Source organism: Erysipelotrichaceae bacterium 66202529, from assembly GCA_017161075.1.
Lineage (GTDB): Bacteria > Bacillota_I > Bacilli_A > Erysipelotrichales > Erysipelotrichaceae > Clostridium_AQ.
The window spans coordinates 2,383,207-2,397,112 of sequence record CP046174.1 but is presented as its reverse complement, the minus strand read 5'-3'; the positions used below and the strand labels follow the sequence as shown (position 1 = coordinate 2,397,112).

Here is a 13,906-nt window from a genome sequence, read left to right as displayed (position 1 = left end):
CGGCTAGTATTATAGCAGAGTGCGGCAGCGGATACGATTATAATGCTACTGGGTGATGAAATAAGGATATCAGGTGAAATGCTTGCACGGAATCATGGGGTTTGTTATAATGGCACACGTAAGTTAGAATAAGCTAACAGATAAAGGAGGAAGCACATATGAAAAAGCGTATAGGAATACTCTTTGTATGCATGCTTATGCTGGGCTTTACAGCGGGCTGTCAGAATACAAAGGAGATATCCTCAAAGGATAAAACCGTTACTGTACAGGATGCAAGGGGAAAGGTGGAAATCCCTGCACAGCCAAAGCGGATCGTGGATTTGAGCGGAAACAGCGATATTTTATCTCTGCTTGGCTATTCCGTGGTTGGAACTGCAAATTCAGATGCCTATGATTACACAGTGTTTCCGGCATACCTGAAGGATACATTACAGGGGGCAAAAATCCTGGGATACAGCATGCAGGATGCCATGGATATAGAAGGAATTTTAAACCTGGATCCGGATCTTATCATCATATCCAACGTACAGGAAAAAATGTATGAGCAGTTAAAGGAAATTGCGCCAACCATCATGGTACAGCTGGCGCAGACAGACTGGCGGCAGGATGTAAAAACGTTTGCAAGCATGATGCAGAAGGAGGAGGCAGCGGATGCGTGGCTGAAAAGCTATGATGAAAAGGCAAAGCAGAAGGGTATTGCAGTACAAAAGGCCAATGGCAGCGATGCAACCTATCTGGCCTTGCTGGCAAGTGGAGGACAGCTGTTTGTATTTGATGCTGCCGGAATCGGAAGTGTGCTGTATGAGGATATGGGATTGAAAAAGCCTGCCAATATGCCAAAGCAGGATTCCATCAGTCTGCCGGTCATATCCTATGAGGGACTGGCAGAGCTGGATGCGGATTATCTGGTCGTCGTCGGGACGGATTCGGATCGAAAGGCATTAGAAAAGAACCGTGTATATAAACAGATGCGTGCAGTGAAAAATAAGCAGGTTATCAACCTTCCTTCCAGCCCGTACTTCAACATCGGATACAGCAGTATCGGCAGGGATGTATTTCTGGATGAGGTTCAGGAGCTGCTGGTAAAGTAAGATGCAGCGCAGGATTCTCATAACAACAGCAATGGGTGTTACGCTGTTGTTTCTTGGCATTATGTGTTCCATCATGATGGGGGCGAAGGAAATTCCCGTTTCCGGTATCTCACATGCCTTGTTTGATTATCAGGGGACATTAAACGATCAGCTGGTGCGTGATGTACGCCTGCCGCGTGCGTTGAGTGCCCTGCTAAGCGGGGGTCTGCTGGCTTCCAGCGGGGTGATGATGCAGGGGATTCTGCGCAATCCCATCGCAGAGCCCTCTGTTTTAGGAATCACACAGGGCTCAGTAATGTTTGTCGCACTGGCCGGGCTGTTTCCCGTCTTACAGACGGCGGGCAGCTTCTGGATGGCGCTGCTGGGGGCCGGAGTCAGCGGGGCGCTGCTGTTTCTGTTTACCGTAGCGTATGCCCGGCATCCCGATGTATCGCGCATTCTATTGGCCGGAACAGCGTTGAGTATCTTTTTCCTTTCCGTTGCATCCCTTACTGCTTTACTACAAAACCGCTCCCAGGAGCTTGCCTTCTGGATAGCAGGCGGATTCCGTCAGGCACAGTGGAGCTCTGTTTGGGGTCTTTTGGCAGTGACACTGCTTTGCATACCTGCATTTGCATTTCTGAGTGATAAGGTCGCCTTGCTGGCACTCGGTGATGAAGCGGCAATCACGCTGGGTGTGAATGCTGGCAGCTTGAAAAAAAAGGTCATCCTTCTTATGATCCCCCTGTGTGCAATGTGTGTTGCGGTTGCCGGGAATATCGGCTTTGTCGGTCTATTCATCCCGCATATTTTGCGCCGAATCATCAAACGCAATATGCGCTGTATGCTAATGCTCAGCTTTTTGTATGGCGGGGTGCTGCTGGTCTTTGCGGATATCGCCGCAAGAACCATAAGTGCGCCCTATGAGCTGCCCATCGGTTTGTTTACTGCCTTGCTGGGAATTCCGGTATTTTTATGGCTTGTCAGAAAGGAGTGCAGCTGATGACTCACAAAAACAGAAACAGGCTGTGGCTGTGTCTGCTGGTATTACTGGCGGTCATACTGATTTCGCTCATGGCTGGCAGCTATTCTATCCATCCTTTAGAGCTTGCGGCAACGCTGCTGGGAAAGGGAAGCCGGGCCCAGCAGTTTGCAATCTTCCAGGTACGGTTGCCTCGTATCGTATTAGCTCTTCTGGTTGGCAGCGCGCTTGGCGTGTCCGGTGCAATTTTACAGGGGATTACGAGAAATCCGCTGGCAGAGCCAGGCATGATCGGTATCAATGCCGGTAGTGCCTTGTTTGTGGTGCTGTGGATATCCGCGGGAACTACTGCGTATTACAGTCGTCTGTCCGCTGGAACAATCTTCCTGATGCCACTGCTGGCAATCGCCGGTGCCCTGTGTGTGACTGCCTTTGTCTGTGTCTATTCCTGGCGCGGCGGTATCCGTCCCATCCGCTTTCTTTTAAGCGGTGTCGGTGTCAATGCCGGAATCACAGCACTCATCAGCTTTTATCAGCTGCAGATGAGCAAGGGGGATTTTAATCAGGTGCTGATGTGGACAAACGGTTCTTTGTGGGGAAGCAGCTGGCGCTATATTCTTATCAGTGCACCGCTGATCGTCGTACTGCTTATATGGGTATGGTGCAACAGCCGGACGCTGGATATCCTCTCTCTGGGAGAGGAGGGTGCACAGGCCTTGGGTGTTGCAGTCCAGAAACAGCGGATTCTGTTTCTTGCGGCCTCGGCAGCCCTGGCAGCCCTGGCAACAGCGTTTGCCGGAAACATTGCATTTCTGGGATTGCTGGGGCCGCAGATCGCATTGCGCATGACAGGCATGCGGCACCGTCTGCTGTTCCCGCTTGCGGCAGCTATCAGCTCCATTTTGCTGATTGTCGCAGACATGCTGGCAAGAAATCTGTTTTCGCCGCTGGAGGTACCGGTGGGAATCCTCGTTTCCATGATTGGGATTCCGTATTTTATTTATCTGATGATGAAGCTCGACAGGAGGAGTTAATATGACACTGGAGGTACATAATCTATACACCGGCTATGATGGCAGGGATGTCGTACAGGATGTGAGTCTGAACATACCCATCGGCAGGATCACGATGCTGATCGGCCCCAACGGCTGCGGGAAATCCACGCTGTTAAAGGCGATGGCGGGAATTCTTCCGGCACGAAAGGGAGAAATTCTGTTGAATGGGGAATCCTTAAGGGATAAAAAGCGCAGCGATGTGGCAAAGCAGCTGGCGCTGCTGCCGCAGTCACCGCTCGTTCCTGAAGGCATTACCGTAAGGGAGCTTGTGCAGTATGGACGCTATCCGTATCATAAGGCGATGCGCTCATTAACGAGCAAGGATCATGAGCTTGTACAGTGGGCAATGGAAAAGACCGGGGTTGAGACTCTGGCAGATGCATATGTGCAACAGCTTTCCGGCGGCCAGCGGCAGCGGGTGTGGATTGCTATGGCCCTGGCACAGAAAACCGAAATCCTGTTGCTGGATGAGCCGACTACCTACCTGGACATCGCGCATCAGCTGGAAATACTGGAGCTGCTCAAAAAGCTGAATGCAAAGGAGCATACGACCATCGTTCTGGTGATCCATGAGCTGAATCAGGCCGCAAAATTTGCAGATCATATCTTCGGCTTAAAGCAGGGGCGTCTGTTGTGCAGCGGCAGTGCAAGGGAGGTTATCTGCGAAGAACAGCTGCTGCAGTTATATGATATTCATGCCGAAATCGTACATAAGGATGTATACGGCTATCCAATCTGTATGGATTACACGCTGCGAAGGAATAGTGAACTGCAAGATTTATGAATCATACATATACAGGGAAGAGGTTTCTTCCTTTTTTTATTAAAAAGTATCCTTTGTGGACAGTTCCACAGGCTTGCGGATTCATAAAATGTGGCTTAAACACTACCTTTATGTTATAATATCTCGAGAGGTGATTCCATGCGAAAATTCCCCCTTTGGTGTCTGATCTGCCTCCTGCTGTTTTCCGGCTGCAGCGATGCACGCAAAGAAGAACAGGAGAGCATTAAAAACTATGAAAGCTATATTGATGCTGTGTTAAATAATAAGGGTAATGAATCAAAAATCATACCCTTTGATTATAAGCTAACGGTTTTCAAGCAGAAGGACAACAGCTATCAGTATGAAATTATTATATCCAATCCGCGTGTGGCGATGTACAACATACAGGCGATTGCAGTCGATCCGGCGCTTGACAGCAACAGCAACATTTATCCGTGTCTGGGACTACTGGGAGACGATGCGAAAACCTCCTTCAACATGATTCCGTATCAGGCAAACGGTGCCCGCAACTTTGTCAGCAAGATTTTTCTGGATGGTATTTCAGAGCATGACCAGTTTACCCTGCAGGTCATGGTTACCTGGAAGGATTCCAAGCTGGTAAATACAAGCCGTGTCTTTTTTACAAGCAACTATGCGCAAAAGGACACTGAGACGAACGGATAAAGGGAACGAGAAAGGATACGTTATATGAGTAAGAACATGGATGTTTCCAAACGGAAGCAGTCAATTATAGCGGGAGGGCTGATCAGTTCTGCCGGCATCTTTTTTGCGAAATTCATCGGGCTGTTTTATGCAGTCCCTTATAATTCCATGCTGGGAACAGCGGATAATCTGGCCTATTACGGGGTGGCGTTTAATATTTATTCCTATCTACTGAATATTTGTACAGCAGGCTTTCCCTTTGCGATTGCTACGCTGATTGCAAAATATTCCACAAGAGGGGACTATCAGACCTCTTTGCTGATTAAAAAGCTCTCTGCCTCACTGATGGCCTGCTTTGGCTTTGGCATGATGATTTTTGTCATTCTGTTTTCTTCACCGCTTGCCTCCCTCGTCATTCCGGATGAAGGAAAAAGCGTTGAAACAATGCAGATGGTGCTGATTCTGATTTCCTTCGCCTTGTTTTTTGTACCGCTGCTTTCAAGTGTCCGTGGATTTTATCAGGGATTAAAGCACATGGAGGTCTATGCATTATCACAGGTTCTGGAACAGGTTGCCCGGGTAGCCTTTCTGCTGAGTGCCAGTGCGATTGCGGTATATGCGCTGCATAAAGATAATGTCTGGGCATTGTATTTCGGTGTCATTTCCACAAGCATATCCGCTATACTGGCAATCATGCATCTGAAGCTGTATGATAAAAAGCAAATGAAAGAGCTGAAGCGGCTTGCGAAAAGCCAGGAACTTGCCGGAAACAATGACCGTAAGGAAATATTGAGAGAGCTTGTTTTTATCGCATTTCCGTATCTGCTTGTAGCAGTGCTGGGGTATAGTGATACCATTGTCAATACGCTGTTTCTAAAAAACGGATTAACGGCGTATGGCAATACGGATTCAGAAATTCTCCTCATCAGCGGCTCTATCAATTACGGTGTGCTGAAGCTGATGTCCATTCCGATGATTTTGGCACCCGGCTTCTCCTCTGCCATCATACCGCATATTACGACGGCACTTACCAATCATGATTTGAAGCTGGTTCGGAAAAACATCCGGGACTGTGTGGATATCGTATTGTATATCGGTCTGCCGATTTCCTTCTGTCTGTTTGTCTATGCGAAGCCTTTGTATGCCATTTTATTTCCACCTGCCGATCCAAAGAATCTGGAGCTGCTTGCACAGATTTTGTCATGGTTCTCCATTGAGGCTTTCCTGAATACGATTGGCCCGATTTTCACGTCGCTGCTTATGGCGGCAGGCTTGCGAAGACTGAATATCCGCAACCTCGCCATCATGGTAGTGGTGAAATTTTCAATCGCATACCCGCTGCTGAAATATTTCGGTTATCGGGGAATCGTTCTGTCCAGCATCGTAGCCATGGGTCTGTTGATTTTTATGGATATGTATGCATTGACGACACGCTATAAGATTCGCTGGAAGTATACAATGCATAAGCTGCTGGTCATACTGCTTGCGATGGCTGCTTTGTTTGCGGTTGCCAGAGGCTGTGATTTCATCGGCTTAAAGGGCTATGGCGCAGGTCGCATGATGAGTCTTCTACAGCTTGCGGTCAATGGCTCTCTTGCCATGCTTGTCTATTTCGCGATTACCTACTGTTTTTCAATTCCGCAGACCATTTTGCATCTGGATCTGTCCAGAGTTTGGAAGCGCATGAAAAGGAGATAATGTATGAGACTCGATAAATACCTGGCACATGCCGGATATGGCAGCCGCAAGGAGGTTAAGCAGGCGATTCGCAAAGGACTTGTACGAATCAATGATGTGGAATGCCGCAAGGATGATACAAGGATTCAGGAGGGAATCGATGTAGTCTGTGTGAATGGCGAAGAAGTAGTTTATGAAGCCGTTGTTTATATCATGTTAAACAAGCCGCAGGATGTGGTCAGTGCTACCAGTGATCCAACACATGAGACGGTGCTGGATTGCATTGATGCAATTCTTCCCAGAGACTGCTTTCCGGTAGGAAGGCTGGATATCGATACCGAGGGACTGCTGCTGATTACGAATGACGGTAAGCTGGCACATCGGCTGCTTTCACCAAAGCACCATGTGGTCAAGACATATTTTGTACAGCTTGCAAAGCCTTTGCAGGAAGCGGATAAGAAAAGGCTGGAGGATGGCAGTATCGTTCTGGATGAGGAACCCGTTCAATGTGCAAGAGTGGAGCTGCTTGAAGAAACGCAGATACTGCTGCATATCCAGGAGGGACGTTTTCATCAGGTCAAGCGTATGCTGCATGCTGTCGGCAATGAGGTTGTTTACCTTCGCCGTATTGCGATGGGGCCGCTGCAGCTGGATGAACAGCTTGCGCCGGGAGACTGGCGGTACCTGTATGAGGAGGAGCTTGCGGCTCTGCAGGAAATCGCATGATCAGCATCGTTGCCGCGATGGATCCCAACCGTCTGATTGGAAGAAATCACAACATGCCCTGGAGCTGTCCGGCTGATCTTGCACATTTTCGCCAGCTGACACTGCATCACCACTTGCTCATGGGAAGAAGAACCTATGAGCATCTGCCAAAGCCTTTAGATCAAAGGATTCTGCACATTGCAAGCCGCACACCAGTACAGGATCCTCATATACAGTCCTGTACGGATGCAGATGCTTTGCTGCAGGAGTGGAAAGCAAAAGAGGATACGCTGTATGTATGTGGGGGTGCCATGATCTATGCCTGTGCGCTGCCCTATGCGGATGAACTCTGGATTACGGAAATCGAACAGACTTATGAAGGAGATACCTGGTTTCCGGCATTTGATAAGGAAGCTTTCCTAGTGGTTTCAAAAGAACAAAAAGAAGGGTGTATTGTTATTCATTATCGAAAACGATAAGCAGGAAGGAAGGTAACATTATGCGTTTTGTTGATATCATCGAAAAAAAGAAGCAGAAGCATTCTCTCAGCGAGGAGGAAATTCATTTTTTCATCACCGGCTATGTCCGTGGTGATATTCCTGATTATCAGGTCAGTGCGCTGCTTATGGCAATTTATTTTAATGGCATGACGCCGCAGGAAACAGCCTGGCTGACACAGGAAATGCTGTACAGCGGAGATGTGATCGATCTCTCTGCAATTTCCGGGATGAAATGTGACAAGCATTCTACCGGAGGAGTAGGGGATAAAACAAGTCTTTCTCTTGCCCCGATGGTGGCAGCCTGCGGGGCTAAGGTCGCAAAAATGAGCGGCCGCGGTCTGGGGCATACCGGCGGTACGCTGGATAAGGTGGAATCCATTGACGGCTTTCAGGTGATGCGTACTCAGGAGCAGTTCATTTCTCAGGTAAATGAAATCGGACTTGCTTTGATTGGGCAGACGGCAACGCTGGTACCAGCCGATAAAAAGCTGTATGCTTTACGGGATGTAACGGCAACGGTCAATTCTATTCCGCTGATTGCATCCAGCATCATGTCAAAGAAGCTTGCGGCAGGCTCGGATACCATCCTTCTGGATGTGAAATTCGGAGAAGGGGCCTTCATGGAAACAAGTGAAAAGGCCAAGGAGCTGGCGGAAGCGATGATCGCAATCGGCCGTCATTTCGGTAAGGATGTGAAGGCTTTGATCAGTAACATGAATCAGCCTTTGGGCAATGCCATCGGAAATGCGCTGGAGGTAAAGGAAGCGATTGCAACCCTGCAGGGAAAAGGCCCTGAGGATTTCACACAGCTGTGTCTGGAGGCCGGCAGTGTGATGCTGCAGCAAACAGGGCTGGCAGAAAATGAAGAAGCAGCCAAAAAGCAGCTCTTGGAGGTTATCCATAATGGGAAGGCGCTGGAGAAGCTTGCTGCTATGGTGCGCGCCCAGGAAGGTAATGTAGAACAGATACTGCATCCGGAGCTGCTGCCACAGGCCAAAGAAATCATAGAAGTTACATCCCGTGAGGAAGGCTATGTGAAGGAGCTGCATGCACTGGAGCTTGGCACGCTTGCGATGAAGCTGGGGGCAGGCCGTATGGTAAAGGAGGATCCGGTGGATCCGGCCGTGGGTATCGTGTTAAATAAAAAGGATGGAGATTATGTCGCAAAGGGGGATATTCTTGCTTATGTACACGTAAATCATCCATTGCCTGAGCACTGGCTGGAGGATTTCTATCATACATATGTATTCACACAGGAAGCGGTGGTTAAGCAGAAGCTGATCCACGATATCATTCGGTAAATGCATAAAAAGGTTTATCTGACAGCAGGCCTACTCCTTATTGTCATTAGCTTACTGCTCTATATGCTGCATGCGGTGAATGGAAGTATCGCCATGCTGAAATGTCTGACACTTGCCTATGGTGTAATGCTGCTAAGCAGAGGCTGTATGGAAGTGCTTCACGTACGAAAAAGAAACTATGCATGGCTGTATGGTACAGGTGTGCTCCTGATGGGATGCTATACGCTGCTGGCGGCCGATACCTATCTGTTTCATGTGCTTCACTGGTTTCCGGGCATCATTCGTTACCCGATCTTTTCCTTATACGGAATCAGCTATCTGCTTTTTATACTTCCGGGTGTGCTGCTGCATATCGGGAGTGATTCCAATGAAATATGAGGAGCTGGAACAGCGAATTCGTCTTAGAATAAAAACACGCATAAGAAAAGGCGTGTTTTTTGGTATACCTTACAGGCACATGATGATTTAGGTATGCGAATCACTATCTTTAGCTGAATACTGAAGCATGAATACCCATACCTCATGCTTATGAAATAACCCTGTAACGAAGCCGCAGATAGGATGCCTTTAATGGTGTAATGCTTTCCAATTCCAGAATACCAAGCCTGGAAAGCTCTGATACAGAGGTAATTGCTTCCCCGTCTATCACGGAAGCAGTCTGTTTCCCACCAATCAGCACGGGAGCTACAACAAGATCCACATAATCAAGCAGCTTTTCTCTTAGAAAAATACTGTTCAGTGTGCCGCCGGTCTGTATGGTTATCCGCTCACAGCCAAAGTCTGTATGAAGCTGACTTAAAACATCAGCTAATTTTATAGTGTCATAATATAAAATATGCAGATTATCTTCCTGTATCTGAAACGCGGGATGTCTGTTGTTTGCGGTCACAAGGATACACTGCTTTGCCCGTGCACAAAAATAGGTGATTCCATGCTCTGTAAGATGATGGTTATCCAGTAAAACAAAGGAAACCGGTGTTTTCTCAGGCAGCCGCTTTTCATTTACGCCTACTTTTGCCTGGACTCTTCCGGATGTAAGCGACCAAAGATCTGTTGTCTGCTCAATATCGTAATATTGCTGCAGCCCTTCCTGCAAGCCTTTGATATGCGGAAAATCCTTGTCAAAATCCAGCTCATCAGATGCCCCTGTACTGATTTTTCCATCGACGGATATCAGCATAAATAATGTGGTGATCAGGTTGTTCATTTCGTATCCTCCTGCTTCTATGTCTGCGCATAGTATAGCACGGCTTTTCTTCCTTTGTATTGTCATTTTGTGCCTGTTTTTGTCCATTGTCCGTATTGATAAAGGAAACGCAGGAGTTTTCTTCTGAATATGGAATGGTAGCATATCTGTATAAGAAAAAAGAAGGCAAGCAGCCTTCTATGCTTTTATAATCAATGCCATAAATACCAGCGGCTCATCACCGATATTTGCAATGCCGTGTGAGCTGCCATCCGGTGTAAAGGTGACATCCCCTGGATGCAGCTCACGCTTAACACCGTTATCATCATAGAGTGCTGTACCCTGCAGAATATAATAAGCCTCACCATCACCGTTATGCTGGTGTACACCTAAGGATGAATTGACATCGATGGTTACCTTTGCATACATCGTAACATGCTCTCCCATTTCCTCCGGCTGCAGCAGACGTTCGATATGCATAGTTCCTGTGCCGCCGCTTCGTTTCTCATAATGCTCAATTTCGCTTTTCATGTTCTTCCTCCTCGCTTGTAATTTTGGTAAATGCTTCCCGATAGCGGGAATATGCCAGCTTTTCACTGTCCTGTGCCAGAGACTTCAGATTCGCGCTGACACGCTCTGCTCGTTCTTTCATATCACTTTTTACCCAGCTGATAATGACGCCGGTGATACCGAAGCTGTAAAACTCAGAATAAAAATTCATTTCCACCTCATTGATCTGATGATGCTGATCGAGGCTTTCAATCGCCATATGAAAAATGGATTTTGTAAGCTCAAAGAGAAACTGCTGAAAGCAGTTTTCATCACTGCGTATGGTATTGATATAAAATTCCTTTTCACTGCGCATGTGATTCAGCAGTGCAGAGATATATTTCGGCCAGTTTTCAAAGCTGAGATGCTCATCAAATACCTGTTGTGCATCATCGGTATAGATCCAGTACAGCAATTCATATTTATCGCGGAAATGATAGTAAAAGGTTTGGCGGTTATAGCCGCTTTGCTGTGTAATATCCGCAATCGTAATCTTATCAAAGCTCTTTCTGCCGGTGAGCTGCTTTAAAGCAGCCGCCAGTATTCTTTTGGTATCAAGATGCTCCTGCATATAGTCACCACCGTTTCAATAGCTATATTATACAATATGTGAAAAGAAAAGGGAAAAGATTTTTAGGTCGTAAATGTAGGGACATACTATATCTGAGGATGTGATTACGATTACAAAACAAATGCGATGGCTTTTATATGCCATGAACTTTCTTGCGTTTTTCGCCATTTCCATGGTTAATACCCAAATGATTCCCTTTCTGAGTAAGCTGGGGTATACTGTCGTACAAAGAGGATATATTCTAGCCGCAAATGCAGTCGTTGCGATAGTAGGGCAGTTTCTATTTGGCTATCTGTGCGATCGTTTTCAAAGGGTAAAGGTGTTCTTTCTGGCAGCCTATCTGCTTTTGACCGCCAGCAGCTTTGCGATGTTTCTGGTTGAGCATCAGACCTTCTGGTACCATCTGTTCACCGTTGCACTGATGGGTGGCATGGTTAAGGTGATCATGGGGCTGGATGAAACATGGATGCTGGAGGTTGATCAGGAAAACTATGGCCGGCTGCGGGCAAGCGGAGCACTAGGATTGACGATTGGTTCTCCGATTGCCGGGTTTCTTGTTCACCGGTTTCACTATACCAGTATACTGATATCTTTGGGTATTGTGAGTGTGATTTTATGCTGGCTGATTATCAAAGCAAAGGATGCAGATAAAAAGAAGGGCGAGCGGATCAAGATGGAGAGCGTGCAGCAGCTTTTGAAAAACAGAGGATATCTGCTGCTGGTGTTCATTTATCTGCTTGTGTATATGATCGGGACTGCGGATCAGTATGTGGTCATTGATAAAATGCTGGATATTGGAGGAAACAGCACGGCTGTTGGTATTAAATGGGCGCTGCAGTCCTTTATGGAGGTACCGCTGTTTCTGTTTTCCGCTAAAATACTCGCACGCTTTCAGACGAAGACCCTGCTGTATTTTGGTACTCTAATGTATGGCATCAAATTTCTGCTGTACGGGATTTCCTTTCAGCCGTGGATGATTATATTGACAGCCGCATTGCAGCTGGTAACCCTTCCGATCATCATGCTGACAAGTAAGGTGCTCATAAAAGAAATCACGCCGGAAAAGCTGTTCAGCAGTGCACAGATGTTTGCCATGGCTGTATTTATCGGTGTCAGCGGACTGATCACACCACTGATCACCTCATATCTTTCCAAGGCATTCGGCTATGACTGGACACTGTATATCGTCGCCGCCTTTTCCATAATACCGCTGCTGCTTATTTTTTACTATGTGCATCATTTTCAGAAACAGAAGACGGAGAAGAAAGCAGGATAGTCCCTGGTTTATAAGGCTGTAGCTAAAGAAGAAATAGGGATGTCAGGTATATGCTACTGCAACTGCAGGAAATGGAAATTCAATAAGTACAGCCATATTGTCGATTATTCCCTTTTTTACATAGCGCAGGGGACTGTATTGAAAAAATAATGCAGGCACACGTGTCCCACATCTTGAAAAAAAAGAAAAATTCGCCTATAATAAGGGTGACATATGAAAGACTGTGTAACCCTACGATAGTGGGTTAGGATAAAAAGCTCTTGTGCTATCAAGAGCTTTTTCATGAAAGGACGTGAGGACAATGGAATTTACGATGCGAAAGGACATTGACGAATACAGGATTGAGGAGCAGGGACGCTGTGTATTTCGTGCATCCTATGAAAAGGAGGACGGACTGCTGTCGGTTTATTTGAAAAACATGTTTGGTGACGATATTATGGGATTTTATCAGATTCGCAAATGGTATTCCAAATTTCATCCATGCATGAATTTTACTGTATACGAGGGTGATCAGCAGATTGGAGAGCTGAAAAAGAGCAGGGATGGCTATGAATTGCTCTATCATGATGTATATTACCGCTTCTATTGCGGTATGCATGCGGGAAAACGCGTTGTTATCTGTTTTGACCGTGATCATCAGATTGCAGAATTTGTACTGGATGAGGTTAGTATTGTAAGATTCAAAAGTACAACACAGCAGGCCTTGCTTTCCCTGCTATGCGTACTCATGAAAGCATTCCTTGATCAGGAACAGTTTTCACAGGAGGCTTTTCTACATCATTACATAGGAGTATACGATGATGCATCCGCTGCTGCAGCATAAAACGCTGTTTCTCGATCTTGACGGTACGATGTATCGCGGGGATGAGGTCATTGCGGGTGCTGTTGCATTTGTGGATGCGTTAAATCATCTCAGGCTGCCTTATTATTTTTTAACGAACAATGCTATGCGTACGCATGCACAGAATCGTGAAAAGATGGAAGCCATGGGCTTTAACGGCATACGGGATGAGCAGTTTATCACTAGTGCTATGGCGGCCGCTTCCTATGTACGTCATGAAAGGCCATGGAAGCGAGTATATTACATCGGTGAGCAGGGCATGGAGGAAGCGCTTTTAGAGCAGGGCTTTACTTTATGCGATGAAGATGTGGAGGCTGTGTTTGCCGGGCTGGATTCCCATGTGACCTATGAAAAGCTGTGCCGCGGCTTTTATCATTTGCAAAAGGGCGCCAGGCTGATCGGTACCAATCCGGATCGAAGGCTGCCCCATGGTGATTATTTTCATATCGGAAACGGGGCAATGGTACATATGCTGGAATACTGCAGCGAACAGCAGGCACTGATGATCGGCAAGCCGCATACACCGATGCTGCAGGAAGCACTGCGGTATGCTGGCATTGAAAAAGAAGCTGCACTGATGATTGGAGATAATCTGGAAACCGATGTAGCATTCGGTTTAAATAACGGCTGTTCCACCATCTTTGTGACAACCGGGGTGCATACGCGTCAGGATTGTGAGAATTCGGGACTGCGGCCGGATTTGGTGATTGATAATCTGCTGGAGCTGGTATAAAAACAGAGCCTGTACGTATAATGAAATGAGGGGA

16 protein-coding genes are annotated in these 13,906 nt (G+C 46.9%); 13 read left to right on the top strand and 3 right to left on the bottom strand.

Annotated features, from left to right (window positions below; translation table 11 throughout):
• Positions 1 to 158 precede the first annotated feature (158 nt).
• From GKZ87_11375 to GKZ87_11330, 10 genes are all read left to right on the top strand, one after another.
• Complete coding sequence (locus GKZ87_11375; GenBank protein QSI26042.1) at positions 159 to 1,091, top strand: ABC transporter substrate-binding protein; 933 nt, start codon at positions 159 to 161, stop codon at positions 1,089 to 1,091.
• A 1-nt stretch (position 1,092) separates the two neighbouring features.
• Complete coding sequence (locus GKZ87_11370; protein ID QSI26041.1) at positions 1,093 to 2,073, top strand: iron chelate uptake ABC transporter family permease subunit; 981 nt, start codon at positions 1,093 to 1,095, stop codon at positions 2,071 to 2,073.
• The gene (locus tag GKZ87_11365) at positions 2,073 to 3,086 is read left to right on the top strand and encodes an iron chelate uptake ABC transporter family permease subunit (protein ID QSI26040.1); all 1,014 of its coding nucleotides are present in this window, start codon (positions 2,073 to 2,075) and stop codon (positions 3,084 to 3,086) included. Before GKZ87_11370 ends, GKZ87_11365 begins: the two co-directional genes overlap by 1 nt.
• 1 nt (position 3,087) lies before the next feature.
• On the top strand, positions 3,088 to 3,891 hold the full coding sequence (locus tag GKZ87_11360) for an ATP-binding cassette domain-containing protein (GenBank protein ID QSI26039.1): 804 nt from the start codon (positions 3,088 to 3,090) through the stop codon (positions 3,889 to 3,891).
• A gap of 138 nt (positions 3,892 to 4,029) precedes the next feature.
• Positions 4,030 to 4,554 (top strand): hypothetical protein, encoded by a 525-nt coding sequence (locus tag GKZ87_11355; GenBank protein ID QSI26038.1) that lies wholly within the window; start codon positions 4,030 to 4,032, stop codon positions 4,552 to 4,554.
• 24 nt (positions 4,555 to 4,578) lie between these two features.
• Positions 4,579 to 6,231 (top strand): oligosaccharide flippase family protein, encoded by a 1,653-nt coding sequence (locus GKZ87_11350; GenBank protein ID QSI26037.1) that lies wholly within the window; start codon positions 4,579 to 4,581, stop codon positions 6,229 to 6,231.
• A 3-nt stretch (positions 6,232 to 6,234) separates the two neighbouring features.
• Entirely contained in the window at positions 6,235 to 6,936 is a 702-nt protein-coding gene (locus GKZ87_11345) for a pseudouridine synthase (protein QSI26036.1), read from the top strand.
• Positions 6,933 to 7,394, top strand: coding sequence for a dihydrofolate reductase (locus GKZ87_11340; GenBank protein ID QSI26035.1), 462 nt, complete (start codon positions 6,933 to 6,935; stop codon positions 7,392 to 7,394). The genes GKZ87_11345 and GKZ87_11340 overlap by 4 nt, the downstream gene beginning before the upstream one ends.
• Before the next feature lie 20 nt (positions 7,395 to 7,414).
• Positions 7,415 to 8,716, top strand: a complete 1,302-nt coding sequence (locus tag GKZ87_11335; GenBank protein QSI26034.1) for a pyrimidine-nucleoside phosphorylase — start codon at positions 7,415 to 7,417, stop codon at positions 8,714 to 8,716.
• Positions 8,717 to 8,809: 93 nt separating this feature from the next.
• Entirely contained in the window at positions 8,810 to 9,094 is a 285-nt protein-coding gene (locus tag GKZ87_11330; protein ID QSI27944.1) for a hypothetical protein, read from the top strand.
• A 148-nt stretch (positions 9,095 to 9,242) separates the two neighbouring features.
• On the opposite strand, the gene GKZ87_11325 is transcribed toward GKZ87_11330, so the two are convergent.
• The 3 genes from GKZ87_11325 to GKZ87_11315 form a co-directional block, all read right to left on the bottom strand.
• On the bottom strand, positions 9,243 to 9,923 hold the full coding sequence (locus tag GKZ87_11325) for a deaminase (GenBank protein QSI26033.1): 681 nt from the start codon (positions 9,921 to 9,923) through the stop codon (positions 9,243 to 9,245).
• Between the two features lie 177 nt (positions 9,924 to 10,100).
• The gene (locus tag GKZ87_11320; GenBank protein QSI26032.1) at positions 10,101 to 10,433 is read right to left on the bottom strand and encodes a cupin domain-containing protein; all 333 of its coding nucleotides are present in this window, start codon (positions 10,431 to 10,433) and stop codon (positions 10,101 to 10,103) included.
• Positions 10,417 to 11,022, bottom strand: a complete 606-nt coding sequence (locus GKZ87_11315; protein QSI26031.1) for a TetR family transcriptional regulator — start codon at positions 11,020 to 11,022, stop codon at positions 10,417 to 10,419. Before GKZ87_11315 ends, GKZ87_11320 begins: the two co-directional genes overlap by 17 nt.
• Positions 11,023 to 11,131: 109 nt before the next feature.
• Between GKZ87_11315 and GKZ87_11310 the strand changes: the two genes are divergently transcribed.
• The 3 genes from GKZ87_11310 to GKZ87_11300 all read left to right on the top strand — a co-directional run bounded on the left by GKZ87_11310 (position 11,132) and on the right by GKZ87_11300 (position 13,872).
• Complete coding sequence (locus GKZ87_11310; protein ID QSI27943.1) at positions 11,132 to 12,298, top strand: MFS transporter; 1,167 nt, start codon at positions 11,132 to 11,134, stop codon at positions 12,296 to 12,298.
• Positions 12,299 to 12,599: 301 nt separating this feature from the next.
• Positions 12,600 to 13,121, top strand: a complete 522-nt coding sequence (locus GKZ87_11305; protein ID QSI26030.1) for a hypothetical protein — start codon at positions 12,600 to 12,602, stop codon at positions 13,119 to 13,121.
• On the top strand, positions 13,099 to 13,872 hold the full coding sequence (locus GKZ87_11300; protein ID QSI27942.1) for an HAD-IIA family hydrolase: 774 nt from the start codon (positions 13,099 to 13,101) through the stop codon (positions 13,870 to 13,872). Before GKZ87_11305 ends, GKZ87_11300 begins: the two co-directional genes overlap by 23 nt.
• Positions 13,873 to 13,906: the final 34 nt, after the last annotated feature.

Bases quoted from the DNA above. Each gene is read 5' to 3' on its own strand.
- GKZ87_11350 (QSI26037.1), top strand. From the start codon at position 4,579: ATGAGTAAGAACATGGATGTTTCCAAACGGAAGCAGTCAATTATAGCG.
- GKZ87_11360 (QSI26039.1), top strand. From the start codon at position 3,088: ATGACACTGGAGGTACATAATCTATACACCGGCTATGATGGCAGGGAT.
- GKZ87_11340 (QSI26035.1), top strand. From the start codon at position 6,933: ATGATCAGCATCGTTGCCGCGATGGATCCCAACCGTCTGATTGGAAGA.
- GKZ87_11330 (QSI27944.1), top strand. From the start codon at position 8,810: ATGCTGAAATGTCTGACACTTGCCTATGGTGTAATGCTGCTAAGCAGA.
- GKZ87_11365 (QSI26040.1), top strand. From the start codon at position 2,073: ATGACTCACAAAAACAGAAACAGGCTGTGGCTGTGTCTGCTGGTATTA.
- GKZ87_11345 (QSI26036.1), top strand. From the start codon at position 6,235: ATGAGACTCGATAAATACCTGGCACATGCCGGATATGGCAGCCGCAAG.
- GKZ87_11370 (QSI26041.1), top strand. From the start codon at position 1,093: ATGCAGCGCAGGATTCTCATAACAACAGCAATGGGTGTTACGCTGTTG.
- GKZ87_11335 (QSI26034.1), top strand. From the start codon at position 7,415: ATGCGTTTTGTTGATATCATCGAAAAAAAGAAGCAGAAGCATTCTCTC.
- GKZ87_11315 (QSI26031.1), bottom strand. From the start codon at position 11,022: ATGCAGGAGCATCTTGATACCAAAAGAATACTGGCGGCTGCTTTAAAG.
- GKZ87_11300 (QSI27942.1), top strand. From the start codon at position 13,099: ATGCATCCGCTGCTGCAGCATAAAACGCTGTTTCTCGATCTTGACGGT.
- GKZ87_11325 (QSI26033.1), bottom strand. From the start codon at position 9,923: ATGAACAACCTGATCACCACATTATTTATGCTGATATCCGTCGATGGA.
- GKZ87_11320 (QSI26032.1), bottom strand. From the start codon at position 10,433: ATGAAAAGCGAAATTGAGCATTATGAGAAACGAAGCGGCGGCACAGGA.
- GKZ87_11355 (QSI26038.1), top strand. From the start codon at position 4,030: ATGCGAAAATTCCCCCTTTGGTGTCTGATCTGCCTCCTGCTGTTTTCC.
- GKZ87_11305 (QSI26030.1), top strand. From the start codon at position 12,600: ATGGAATTTACGATGCGAAAGGACATTGACGAATACAGGATTGAGGAG.
- GKZ87_11375 (QSI26042.1), top strand. From the start codon at position 159: ATGAAAAAGCGTATAGGAATACTCTTTGTATGCATGCTTATGCTGGGC.